The following is a 12,164-nucleotide window of genomic DNA, read 5'->3' on the forward strand; positions in this document are numbered from 1 at the left end:
CCCCTTATTGTTCTACTATAGTTTTCGTGCCTTTATCACATAGGTTGCAGGGAGCATCTTTGCTTTATTGGCAAAATCATCATTTTGCAGTCGCATCAATTATCAAAGTAACATTTTTTAAAAACAATTCTATCCTTTTCTGCAGCAACACATTTGTGGATAGGATGAGACCAACTGAAGATAAATAGACCGTCCTTCTTGAGGTAGGAAGCAATCTGGAGAAAAGCTGAAAGGCCATAGGATGACAGAAGCTGTTGTTTCTTTTCAATTTGATTTCTGATAAATCTGTCCCCCATAGTACACTCGCTTGACGTTCTTCCAAATACCGTAAGGATTGGCCGCTCCCACAGCCTATTTCTAATATCTTCTTTTCCGAAATATCTCTAAAAGATGGTGCTTTTCTTCGGAGACAAACGCTCCATAGGGCGGAAGTGCTATCGCTCCTAAAACATCATTTCCTTCAGTACCCCAAAACAAGCCATTGGTTTAATGAATACTACGTTTATCCATGTCGGCCGAGGTCGCAGTGACCTGATTACCGCCAATCATATTGGTTCTATCTACAGAATTCTTTTCCATGTTTTGGTCCTTCATAATAACTAGATTCATTTCATTTATTATATTTTGAAGACCTGAAAGATTCCCTTTACGTAATGTTGAATAATAATTCACATGCAATTGAGATGCGTTTAAAGCGTGTATAAAATACTTTTTTCCAAAATCTCTTTTTATACTTTCAAATAAAAATCTATTGGTTTCATTATTAAAGGCCCTCTTGTATACTTCTCCGTTCATCATCGCAAAAAATATCGTTATAAATGCTTGTGCTGATCCTTCATTCATTCCTGTTTTTCTATTAATTTGTATTTTCCCTTCATTTCTTGTAAGTTGTTCTGAATATACCTTTTTTGCTATTTGATAAGCCATTTTACTCATTTCTAAAGTGATTTTCATACATTCTCCCTCTACTAATTTATTCAAAGTTCATATACTTATACACAAAGGCTACATATAATAATCCCTTAAAATAAAATTAAATCTTCTATATCATGTGCAAGCCTTGAAGGATGTCTCGGATGACCAGACTTAGCCATTTTCAAACAGTACAAATTAATGTCTTTGCTTCTTAACATTTCTATCACTTGTTTATCTCTTTGATTAAAAAAGTGTTTTTCACCCCACGCTATAATCACTCTGTTAGCTCTCAGTGATGCTTCAATAATATATTGATCAGTTTTATGTCCTATAGGATCTACTAATGATTGTTTCAGTCCTTTAGGATCAGTTGATATCAGACTATAAAGATTAACTACTTCAAATGAACCATATTGAAATTTGTTTGCAAAATATAGACACTGTCTTGAAGTTTGATCCTCAGAAACTTCATCTGCAGTACTAGGATTCAACATTATGTACAATAGTTTAGGTAGAGTAACATCCCACTCTCTAGTTAGCAGATATCTGTATTTTTTTTCTGGGTCAAATGTAGCACTGAGCTGCATTAATTTCACCTTCCTTTGTTTTTTTGAAATATATTTCGAACTCTTTACAGCAACAATTTCTAGCGCGCTTCTTTAATTCCACATTTTGAGTAATTCACCTTAATTATTTCTATAATAACCCATGCTGCAATATTTGCGAAGTGAATTTGAAGCGTATACATTTCTCTCCAAATCAAAAAGAACCCTCCCGCAGGAGCGTTCTCCGTGATTGATCCGTGTATCATTAGCCTAAGCGTACATTTGATCCATAAACCCGCGAGTTACTTCTCCGCCTTCGGCTGGTTCGGGCTGGTCTGCCTGTGCGTGTTCTGCCATGCAAGCCTTCACTGCTTCCTCTGTCGTACAACGATTCGCATCGTCACATGTGTAGCATAATTGAAGCATATATCTGGTTAATTCATCCGCCTGCGTGAATTGAGTTTGACCGTTGGTTCTCATCTTCATCACTCCTTCTCTTGTTGAGTTAAATATATCACCTTCTAGTGGATTTATTTGTGATTTATTTCACAAACTAAGCAAAAAAAGAAAGGAACCCTTAGGCTCCTCTCCATTCTCCTATCTATTCACATCGATAACACTCTACTTTAGAGTACTTTCCAATGTACACCGCCATCTACCGTTTGCAATAACAACGATCTTTTGGCATCTGTATTTTCAACCAATATCCAGCCAAGCTTGGGGGTAACCATCTGCATCTTCACAATCTCCGGATAATCTTCGAGAATTTTCTCCAGTACACTGCTTGCAGGAAGAGCACTCCACGTTTTGCCCGCATCCTTGGTGTGGTAGGTTATGCCCTTTTGCATCGCCCAACCTTCCAACGCGTTCAAAAATACCGGTGAAAGGTTACGATTCGGACCCGTTTGTTTGTTTAAAGTGAAATTGGACAGCTTCCAGCTCTTACCGCCATCGGTGGTAAAGAATCCATTGAATGTTGTGCTCTCTCCTTGAGAACAGGACATTGACATCCAGGCTGACTGCGCTTCACGTCCAAAAAATTGTGGTGAACTAACACTGAAATTACCACACCCGTTGAATTTGTTTCGATCAAAGAAGGATGGTCCAGTATTCCAGTTTTCTCCGCCGTCTGATGTTACATACAACTTCGGTGTGCCGAACTCCAGCGCTGTTAAGAAACCATGTTTTGGATCCGAGAAAGTCATGCCCGTGGTGTATCCACGTTTGGAAATCTCTTCTGCTTCCTGTTTGCCCTCTTCATCACTGGATGACATCCGATTCCAGGTGATTCCACCGTCCTCGGTGAAGTAAAGTTTCTTGTCCTGTTTACCAATAGCGGTATCGACCGTAGTGAGAATCCAGCCTTTTTCAGGAGATACAAATGAGATCGCAGTCACTTTATCCGTCTTGGAAAGAGAAGACAGACTCCAAGTTACGCCCCCATTATTGGTGCGAAGCACCATAGTATCTGTTCCACCCATACCTTCACGAACAATCCAACCGTGCGCACGATCTACAAAATAAATGCTTTGTCCATATTTAGGGTTAGCCGGAAACTGTACATTTTCCGAAGGTGAAATATTGGTCCAGGTCTTTCCCTGATCCTGAGTGTAGTACAGGCGCAGCGCATTCCGCGTCACACCCCACGCCAATCCTCCGTTGTCATTGAGCAACTGAAAATCGGTCAAACGGGTCTGTATTTGGTACTTGGCCATATCTGCAGATTCTGTACTGTTCACAGGGGGAACGACAGTTAATGTCTGCCCTGTATTCCCGGCGTCCTCCTGCTGCTGCGGAGGTTCTGCTACCGGAGGTTGATCTGAGTCGGTGCATGCAGCCAATACAGCTGCTATACCTATAGACAGCAATGCTGTCTGCGCGATTTTAATCCATTGCAAACGCAAGTGGGTTCCACCTCTCTCATCCAATATACAGGCGCGCATGCCTGTCCTATGGCGTTTTATTTACGATTCATCAGAATCCACTGCTCCTATTCTACCACAAACCTTATGTAAAAGGCTCATTGCCCACTCTTGGTTGGCCCGTTCCCTTTTTCCAACTCATACTCTGGGCTATAGGTCGCACATTTATTACCATTAATTTCATTCTAAACTGTTTTTCGACGGAATACTTGGTAAAAAGACATGAAATGTGAACTATTTTATAGACAACACTCGCTTTATATTCTCTAATCCCTTAATATGGATGGGAGTATAACCCAAAAAGGAGAGGATATTGAACATGACAAATAGTGCAGCTCTGAAACCAAGTCGTGTCGTGATTGTAGGCATGGGTGCGGTGGGAACAACAACGGGATACACGCTAATGTTGAGACAGCGTTCGTCCGAGTTGGTATTTGTGGATGTGAATCATGATAAAGCAACCGGCGAAATGCTGGATATGAACCACGGTCTTCCATTTACGGGAGGCGTGAAAGTATGGGCTGGCGATTATTCCGACTGCAAAGATGCAGATATCATTATTATTACAGCCGGCGCTTCCCAGAAGCCGGGCGAAACCCGGATTGATCTGCTGAAGAAAAATGCAAGCATTTTCAAAGATATTATCGAGCGTATTACTGAAGTGAATTCTCATGGTATTTTGCTGATTGCAACCAATCCTGTAGATATTTTGTCCTATACTTCATGGAAACAAAGCGGATGGCCTGCTTCCCGTGTCATCGGTTCAGGTACATTGCTCGATAGCGCACGTTTCCGTTACCTGATTGGTAAAAATAAAGGGATCGACCCGCGTAGTATTCACGCACACATTATTGGTGAGCATGGAGATTCCGAAGTACCAGTATGGAGCCTGGCTAACGTTGCAGGAACAGATCTGGAATTGGATGAAGAAACACAACAGGATATCTTCGACCGTACCAAAAATGCAGCGTATGAGATTATTAATGCCAAAGGAGCGACTTCCTATGCAATCGCCCTTGCTCTGGACCGCATTGTAGCTGCAATTCTCGGCAACGAAGGCTCCGTTCTGAACGTATCCACTTACCTTGAAGACTACAATGGTGTATCGGATGTTTATCTGGGTGTTCCATGTGTTGTCGATCGTAACGGTGTGCGCGAAATTCTGCCTCTTCCGTTGAATGAAACCGAAAAAGTGGCTTTCCAGGCTTCTGCTAACAAATTAAAAGAACAGATCGCTGGACTCGAGTAATTCAATCGCGCAATCATTCATATCGTGAACGATTCAGCACGTTAAAAGTTGTAAATTAAGATATCTGTCTTAGCCAAAAGGGCCATTTGTTTCTTCTAAAGAGAAGAGGCGAATGGTTCTTTTGTTTAATTTCTATTATAGGCCTATTTAGATTTCAGATATTAGTTTACATAATATTAATTATGTTTAAATATCCGCCATCCAAATCAATAACAAAAAAAGCCTGTCACTTGGACAGACTCCTTTTCGGGTTAAATATTAGCTTTTCACTTCTAATATGACGGAAGTTTAACGTCCAGCAAAGCCATAGCCTCTTCTTTCTCCCTACTGGTGACGTGTGTGTACACGGTTGTTGTTTGAATCGATGCATGACCAAGTAGCTCCTGCACGGTACGCAGATCGGCTCCACGCCGTAACATCATGGTCGCGAACGAGTGACGCAGCTTATGACTGGAGTAGTTTTGACGTTGATTGGCTGGTGATTCCTGCTGGAAGCGTTCAAAGGTTTCCGTAGATATGAGCTGGATGCTGCGAATCGACAGTCGCTTCCCTTTCTGCGAGACAAATAGTGCTTCCTCTTTTGGCCGCCAAGGATCGAGACGCTCAGCCATCGCTTGAGATAATACTTTTGCCACAGTCTCCGGTACAGGGAGTGAGCGCCATTTACGACCTTTACCAAATACATCTAATGTACGCCGCTCCGCATTATAGTCTTTGCAATCCAACGCATGCACTTCTCCAACCCGTAATCCCATATACCCCATCAGTAGAAAAACAGCCAGATTACGTGTACGATACTTGCCTTCTACCGACTCCAGAAAACGTGTCAGCCCACTTTCATCAAGGAAAACGGGCGCACGGTTTTTCTCGGTTTTGGATTTTTTGATCCCAAACGCCGGATTATTCGTTAACAATTCGAGTTCAATGAGGGACTTGTAAAAACAGTTCACCGCCGCATGTTTGCGATTTCTCGTGGCATCACTAACCCCACGCTCCCGCGCGCGGGACAGAAAAGACAACACATGCAGCTTTTTGACCTGCTCCAGTGACTTCCCTTGAATGGAGATCAGAAATTCCACCACGTCACCCGTGTATGATTTTACCGTATGGCCTGTATATCCGGCGTCCTTCATCCATATGTGAAAAGCTTCTAGCTCGTCCGCATATTGCTCCTGAATCTCCTCGGTCATCATCTGTCTACGTCACCTCAATTCGGTTCTTTATAAGTTGAATAGTGCTCTATGCTTCATCCACAATGACAACGTCAATTAGCGGAATGATCGCTTCGGGTTTGCCTTGACTGCGAGTAAGTACAAACGATGGCAATGGATTCTCGTGCAACCCATTCACGGATTCACAGATCTGAGTATACAAATTCATGTGCAACGTCTCGCCTTCACCCGCCACATCAATGACAGGCCAATCGTTCTGAACACAGGCAGGCCAATAAGCCAGCTCATTCGCAGGTACGATACTTAACTGCTGAATGGACGGATCAATACGGTAGATCCCTTGCCGTTCAGGTTCATCGCCCAGCTTGTCCACGGCGAGTATTCGAGCAGACTGCTCATCTGGTGCAGAATAGAGTGAATAACACCACGGAGTCACGCCCCAGGCAATTGCCATCAGCCCCTCTTCCAGCAACGTATCTGACAGATTCCCTTCGGCAAATTGCTCGATCAGATTATGGTTACCCGGTCCCATCAGTGCCTCTACGCGTTCAGCGAGTCGAGGCAGGTCAGCGAGAATAAATCCTCCTCTCCCGTAGGAGTCAAACACATGATGGTTTCTGCTCCACACAGCTTGAGATGGTGAACTCAACGACGCTGCTTCTGCCGGGAAAAGCGATATATATACGGTGATAACTTGCGCATACTTAACCATTGCAAGTTGTTCAGGTTCGAGTGTACCTTCAGCAATACGAGGTGTTTTCATATGCAGGGAGATTCGAAGTTCGTATTCCCCCTCTGTAAATGCTGCCCAACCAAGATTAACAGAATGTTCAACGCCTTCAATAGATACAATGGAGATTGAACTATCCGGTTTCAGGTTAACAGCATACTGCACGTATGCCAGCTCCTGACCATAGATGATATTGGCATCCTGACGATTGACCGGTGAATCCAACTGTTGTGCAATGACAGATACCTTACGTCCATCCTTCAGAAGACGCTGCGGATCAATATCTAACTGTAGGTCACCTGCACCTCCTAATTGTGAAACAATTAATTGCGCCTCTGCAAGTACGGATGAGTCAGCTAATGCAAATCCAAAAGCTGCATTTTGATGATCTGAATTCGTATGTAATGGTGTGTTCATGATACATCCCCTCTCTTATGTCTGATGGCATGTCACATCCCCAAATATATTTCATATTTGGCTTAGCCGCAACCCCGCCCCCGTGATTAAGTTCGTCACGTCCCTTATTACTTACCCATATATGAAGAAAATCCCAACCTTCCCCTGCTGTTATCATCCTTTATCTTTCTATATAAAAAAATCCCCATCCCGCTTCGCCTAAGCGATACGAAATGAGGAAAAATGAAGATATTCTCGGTTAAAGATGTTCTCGACTAATCTATTTATCCTTTGCTCTGAAAGCACTCGAGATCCCGCGTGCCGGATTCAGATGACTGTAATGCCTTCCATACGCAAAGTAGATAATTAATCCGATGATCAACCAAGCAAAAAACGTAATCCATGTCAGCGCTGCAAGGCGTGTCATTAAGTATACACAACCCAATGCACTCAGAATCGGAATCAGTGGCACAAGTGGAACGCGAAATCCGCGTTTGAGATCCGGGTTATTTTTACGCAATACGATAATGCCCAGACTTACAACTGCAAAAGCAAACAACGTTCCGATGTTCGTAAGCTCCGCCAAATGTCCCAACGAGATGAACCCGGAGAACAGAGCCACGATAATGCCTGCAACCCATGTCCCTACCGCAGGTGTCTGACTCTTGCCACTAACTTTGGAAAAGACCGGAGACAGCAATCCGTCACGAGACATGGAATAGAGCAGACGTGTCTGACCATACATCATGACCAGCAATACGGTCGTAATGCCGGCAATCGCTCCAAGAGATACAATCCAGGACAATCCCTTCAATTGAACAAATTCAAATGCAAACGCAACCGGATCACTTACATTCAACATGTTATAAGGCACAATCCCTGTGAGGATCAATGATACAACAATGTAGAGAACGGTACAGATTGCCAGTGACGCAATAATTCCAATCGGCAAATCCCGTTGTGGCTGCTTAACTTCTTCTGCCGCTGTGGAGACCGCATCAAATCCGATGTAAGCAAAAAATACGGTTGCTGCTCCAGCTGTTACACCTGAGATACCAAAAGGCAAAAATGGCTGCCAGTTAGTTGGCTCTACATAGAAAACACCTACACCAATGAAGATCAGCACCACGATAATTTTAATCGCTACCATGATGCCATTCGCACGAGCCGCCTCCTTCACCCCTCGGGTAAGTAGGAAAGTGATAATTAACGTAATGACAGCAGCCGTGAGGTCAAAATAAGTTCCCTTTTCCGGGCTGAACGCACTCGTCAGTGCATGTGGTAACTCCAGCCCGAATCCGGACAACAACGTTTGAAAGTATCCAGACCACCCACTGGCTACCGCCGCACTTGCGAATCCATACTCTAATATCAAATCCCATCCCAGAATCCAGGCAATCACTTCGCCAAAAGCCGTATAGCTATACGTGTACGCACTACCCGAGGCCGGTATGCTTGATGCGAATTCCGAGTAACATAATGCCGCGAATGCACATATGATACCTGCCAGCAAAAATGACAGTACAAGGCCCGGGCCGGCATACGTTGCGGCAGCTACACCAGTCAACACAAAAATCCCTGTGCCGATAATGGCACCCACCCCAAGTGTGGTTAAGTCCAACGGACCGAGCGCCCTTTTCAATGCACTGCTGTTATCGCCGTCCGAGGCAATTGGTTTTTTGCGAAATAATGAAGATCGTTGTTTGTTCTCACGCATAGTCATGTTCCTCTCGTCATGAATCTTGAATGTGCTATGGATGTAGCAGCAATTGGATGGCTTCCCATCTGTTCTATGAAAAAGTCATTTGTTCTATCTTATCGATCACCTATAAAAACCTATCGAATTCTACACGTTATCGCGTTGCTTGGTTAAATTTATTTTTGAAGATCACTTATTTTGTTCTTTTTCCGCGAAATTTATCATGATCTGTTGCACGTGGATGAATATGAAAATGGATTTAAAACAAAACTGCGTATAATTTATATTATGCGCAGTTTTTATGAGCATAATTTTCTGCGAAAAACATCTTTGGTACACTGTTATCTGAAGTTAAGAAAAAGAGAGCTCTTTTCGTCTTTTTTCGCTGTCCCTTCCTCCCTTATCCTGTCTAATTCGACGATATGAAGGGCATGTCAAAGAGCCACATATCATTATGCGGCCCTTTATTTCTTACTATAGGTAGAGGTGTATATAAAAATACGAACTGACTTCATTTCAGGTTTTTATGAAAAAGTAAATTATGAGAAAGCAATTCTCTCTGTATCTGACATCCTGTATTGGGTTAACAAATAATCTTTGCTCTGCATCGCCGCATGACGAATCGCATCCAGATCAACATTCAACAGCTTACCCTCTCGCTTCACGAGTCTACCTGCCACAAAGACCGTATCCACGTTGGATGGATTGGCAAATTGCACAACAGCGCCGATTGGATCATGAACGGGGAACATATTCAGATCGGTGGTGCGAATCATGATCAGATCCGCTTCCTTCCCTGGGGTCAACGTACCCACCTTCTGCTCCAATCCCAACGCTTGGGCACCAGCTGAAGTTGCAAATCTCAGCACTTGGCTGGACTGCAAGTTCAACTCACCAGGCATCTCACCCTGCTGCAAAAGTTGTTCATTGGCTCTGGATCGTTCAGCTTGAAGTGCAAACTTCATCTGCGAGAACATATCTCCGCCTGTAGACGTCACTACATCTACACCAAGTGTAGGTGTTCCCCCATGTTCAAGAAAATAGCCGGTGGCCGGATATCCATGACCCATCATCATTTCAACCTCAGGTGTGACCGACAAGGAAGCGCCGCTATCTGCCAGCATTTTGTATTCATCCATGCCCATGGTGTTACCATGAACGATATTCACCCGTGGACTTAACAGTCCCGCTTCGTACAAGTGACTGATCGAGCGATCCACAGATCCCCAACTGCCAAATCCGGCATGCATGGAACAGATCGCATCCAGTTCTTGTGCTAGCTCGATCTCTTTCACGGTTGTATCCCAATGACTGAACTCCGGACCACGAATGGCAAGCCCATAAGTAAGCAATTGATCCCGTGATGAAAAATAACGTTCTTTGACTCTTCTCACATCATTATTCGAATACGTGAGTTGACTATCCCGATTCCAGTAGTCCGTCTCACCAGGTACTCCTTGAGCAAATACCGCCCGAATGCCAGCATCCTGAAGTCCACGAATCAGTTCATCCGTATGGTCAGGGGAATATGGCATGCTCCAATCCATTACTGTCGTCACTCCTGCGTTAAGCGCTTCCAAGGAACCGAGCAGATTGGCAATATAACTATCTTGTGGGCGGAGCTTGCTTCCCATCGCACCATAATAGAGATTTTGCAAATAAACTGGTAACGACCAGTTGGTTCCCGCTGTTTTGACAAGTGATTCCCACATATGCCGATGTGTGTCCACCAGCCCAGGCATAATAATCATCGATGAAGCATCAATGATCTCCGCATCCGGAATATCCAGGTCGGGCTGAATAGCCATGATCAGTGAATCCTGAATCAGAACGTCCGCCCTCTTATACTGTCCAATTTTAGCATCCATCGACAACACACAGCCATTTTTCAACAGATAACTTGTCCGCACAAGAAACATCTCCCATCTATTTTGGTTTGAAAGACGATCACATCCTGCTTACGAATCTGTACTGCTTCTGACTATTTTTTCGCTAGTATATATACATTATATAGTTATTGTTAGTATTTATCAATTTTGGGATTTGCGTTTCGCCCGAAATCTTCTAACCTTCATCAGATTGCCACACATCTTATCATCACAGTACTTCTGTGTTCTGCTTCGGGTATCATCATAGAACATCCAGCGACAATCCGAATTATCACAGATCCGAATCCTGCCCCCTTCTCCCTCCACCAAAGTCAAAGCAAAATCAGCAGCTACTTCAGCCATAACCTGATTCCAATGAGCTTCTACTGCTACCAGTTGGAGTTTCAGTTCCTGATCAATTGTATTCAATTTTCTTCTCACATGCCCTGCTTCCATAAAGCCATTCAACCATTGTTTTTCTATATCCGTTAATGATGCTCCAGAAGACACGCGGGCTCCAAGAGCCAACAATTCATTTCTGAAATTTCTCATCGACAACTCATCTTCTGGAGATGCAGGGACAGGAGCGTTAAGTTGCCATCGTTCCAGAAAATCTTGCTGCCAGCTCGCCTTCCCGAGCCTGTCCTCCGATCTATCTCCCCCACGCCAGTCATGATAATCGCTGTTTACAAAATCGGTCCATAATCTGTCCATATATACCTCCGTTTATGTAACCATCTAAGTAAATAAAGAAGGTTACAACTCATCTTTGATGTGTTATATTAAGTGTAACCTCATTAATCAGTTTTAGCTAGTTACATCACAAATCACAATTATACGCAAGGAGGAAAAGGCAATGACAAAAACAACAGCACTAGATGTGTTACTTATTCAAAAGGATGATACTTGGGATCAATGTAATTGGATTGTACCTTTGTCGAAATCCTTGGAGGGTCTTACAGCAGAACAAGCAGCCTGGATTCCACCTTCAGGGGGATTAAGCATCTGGCAGTTGGTTAACCATATGTATTATTACAACCATCGCTTATTATGTCGCATGCAGGGTAAGGAGCCTACCCTTCCTGCTGTAGACTCCAATGAATACACGTTTGGGAATCCGGGAGATGCAACGGATGCAGCTGGTTGGAATACACTGATGCAGGGTACAACTCGATTAGCCCAGCAGTTGCGAGATCAATTGGCTGCACTACAAGAGTCAGATCTTGAAGCCGCATATATGGATTCCGAAGAGAAATGGGCACACGAACTAGCTCGCTGGGTACTCCATGATGCGTATCACGCAGGTCAGATCGTGCTTCTTCGCAGACAGCAAGGAAGCTGGAAAATCGTTTTCTAAAAAAAATGCTTGAACTGCTAGCGCTTACAGGAATAAGATGAACTTATTAATGTTACAGCTTGTTCAACACACTATATAATTGAATAGGATCTTCGGGGTAGGGTGCAATTCCCAACCGGCGGTGATGTTCTTCGGAACCAGCCCGCGACTCGCTAATTGTTCTTAACGAAGGACATTCAGCGACTGACTTGGTGTGAATCCAAGGCCGACGGTACAGTCCGGATGAGAGAAGATCAACACATTGACATGCCGTTCACGGGAAGGCCTCTTTCCTGACGCATGTCCTTGGATGAGCCCCCGTTTATTTGGTA

At 43.7% G+C, this 12,164-nt stretch carries 11 protein-coding genes, 1 pseudogene and 1 riboswitch; of the genes and pseudogenes, 2 read left to right on the forward strand and 10 right to left on the reverse strand.

All coding sequences use genetic code 11. The annotated features are described in order from the left end of the window. Positions 1-15: 15 nt before the first annotated feature. The 5 genes and pseudogenes from MHH25_RS17390 to MHH25_RS17410 form a co-directional block, all read right to left on the reverse strand. Positions 16-477: pseudogene (locus MHH25_RS17390) on the reverse strand (class I SAM-dependent methyltransferase). A gap of 9 nt (positions 478-486) precedes the next feature. Next, positions 487-954, reverse strand: coding sequence for a hypothetical protein (locus MHH25_RS17395; RefSeq protein WP_245838228.1), 468 nt, complete (start codon positions 952-954; stop codon positions 487-489). Between the two features lie 68 nt (positions 955-1,022). After that, a complete protein-coding gene (locus tag MHH25_RS17400) occupies positions 1,023-1,502 on the reverse strand; it encodes a DUF1643 domain-containing protein (RefSeq protein ID WP_076328559.1) in 480 nt (159 codons plus the stop codon). Between the two features lie 228 nt (positions 1,503-1,730). Continuing rightward, complete coding sequence (locus MHH25_RS17405; RefSeq protein ID WP_076328558.1) at positions 1,731-1,940, reverse strand: hypothetical protein; 210 nt, start codon at positions 1,938-1,940, stop codon at positions 1,731-1,733. Between the two features lie 146 nt (positions 1,941-2,086). Further along, complete coding sequence (locus MHH25_RS17410) at positions 2,087-3,364, reverse strand: YCF48-related protein (protein ID WP_340017660.1); 1,278 nt, start codon at positions 3,362-3,364, stop codon at positions 2,087-2,089. 337 nt (positions 3,365-3,701) lie between these two features. On the opposite strand from MHH25_RS17410, the gene MHH25_RS17415 reads away from it, so the two are divergent. Beyond that, a complete protein-coding gene (locus tag MHH25_RS17415; protein WP_036613729.1) occupies positions 3,702-4,631 on the forward strand; it encodes an L-lactate dehydrogenase in 930 nt (309 codons plus the stop codon). Between the two features lie 272 nt (positions 4,632-4,903). On the opposite strand, the gene MHH25_RS17420 is transcribed toward MHH25_RS17415, so the two are convergent. The 5 genes from MHH25_RS17420 to MHH25_RS17440 form a co-directional block, all read right to left on the reverse strand. Continuing rightward, positions 4,904-5,824, reverse strand: a complete 921-nt coding sequence (locus MHH25_RS17420) for a tyrosine-type recombinase/integrase (RefSeq protein WP_340017661.1) — start codon at positions 5,822-5,824, stop codon at positions 4,904-4,906. Positions 5,825-5,870: 46 nt separating this feature from the next. Further along, on the reverse strand, positions 5,871-6,950 hold the full coding sequence (locus MHH25_RS17425; RefSeq protein ID WP_340017662.1) for a hypothetical protein: 1,080 nt from the start codon (positions 6,948-6,950) through the stop codon (positions 5,871-5,873). 259 nt (positions 6,951-7,209) lie between these two features. Beyond that, positions 7,210-8,646 carry an amino acid permease gene (locus MHH25_RS17430; RefSeq protein ID WP_340017663.1) on the reverse strand — a complete coding sequence of 479 codons (1,437 nt, stop codon included), beginning with the start codon at positions 8,644-8,646 and terminating at the stop codon, positions 7,210-7,212. 521 nt (positions 8,647-9,167) lie between these two features. Then, positions 9,168-10,547, reverse strand: coding sequence for an amidohydrolase family protein (locus MHH25_RS17435; protein ID WP_340017664.1), 1,380 nt, complete (start codon positions 10,545-10,547; stop codon positions 9,168-9,170). Positions 10,548-10,658: 111 nt separating this feature from the next. Next, the gene (locus MHH25_RS17440) at positions 10,659-11,210 is read right to left on the reverse strand and encodes a CGNR zinc finger domain-containing protein (protein ID WP_340017665.1); all 552 of its coding nucleotides are present in this window, start codon (positions 11,208-11,210) and stop codon (positions 10,659-10,661) included. 142 nt (positions 11,211-11,352) lie between these two features. On the opposite strand from MHH25_RS17440, the gene MHH25_RS17445 reads away from it, so the two are divergent. Beyond that, positions 11,353-11,853, forward strand: a complete 501-nt coding sequence (locus MHH25_RS17445; RefSeq protein ID WP_100527414.1) for a DinB family protein — start codon at positions 11,353-11,355, stop codon at positions 11,851-11,853. Between the two features lie 84 nt (positions 11,854-11,937). Beyond that, positions 11,938-12,091, forward strand: a riboswitch (FMN riboswitch). The last annotated feature ends 73 nt before the right edge of the window (positions 12,092-12,164 follow it).

Source organism: Paenibacillus sp. FSL H3-0457 (assembly GCF_037981725.1).
GTDB classification, from domain to species: domain Bacteria; phylum Bacillota; class Bacilli; order Paenibacillales; family Paenibacillaceae; genus Paenibacillus; species Paenibacillus amylolyticus.

Bases quoted from the DNA above. Each gene is read 5' to 3' on its own strand.
- MHH25_RS17430 (WP_340017663.1), bottom strand. From the start codon at position 8,646: ATGCGTGAGAACAAACAACGATCTTCATTATTTCGCAAAAAACCAATT.
- MHH25_RS17420 (WP_340017661.1), bottom strand. From the start codon at position 5,824: ATGATGACCGAGGAGATTCAGGAGCAATATGCGGACGAGCTAGAAGCT.
- MHH25_RS17415 (WP_036613729.1), top strand. From the start codon at position 3,702: ATGACAAATAGTGCAGCTCTGAAACCAAGTCGTGTCGTGATTGTAGGC.
- MHH25_RS17405 (WP_076328558.1), bottom strand. From the start codon at position 1,940: ATGAGAACCAACGGTCAAACTCAATTCACGCAGGCGGATGAATTAACC.
- MHH25_RS17400 (WP_076328559.1), bottom strand. From the start codon at position 1,502: ATGCAGCTCAGTGCTACATTTGACCCAGAAAAAAAATACAGATATCTG.
- MHH25_RS17440 (WP_340017665.1), bottom strand. From the start codon at position 11,210: ATGGACAGATTATGGACCGATTTTGTAAACAGCGATTATCATGACTGG.
- MHH25_RS17435 (WP_340017664.1), bottom strand. From the start codon at position 10,547: ATGTTTCTTGTGCGGACAAGTTATCTGTTGAAAAATGGCTGTGTGTTG.
- MHH25_RS17395 (WP_245838228.1), bottom strand. From the start codon at position 954: ATGAAAATCACTTTAGAAATGAGTAAAATGGCTTATCAAATAGCAAAA.
- MHH25_RS17445 (WP_100527414.1), top strand. From the start codon at position 11,353: ATGACAAAAACAACAGCACTAGATGTGTTACTTATTCAAAAGGATGAT.
- MHH25_RS17425 (WP_340017662.1), bottom strand. From the start codon at position 6,950: ATGAACACACCATTACATACGAATTCAGATCATCAAAATGCAGCTTTT.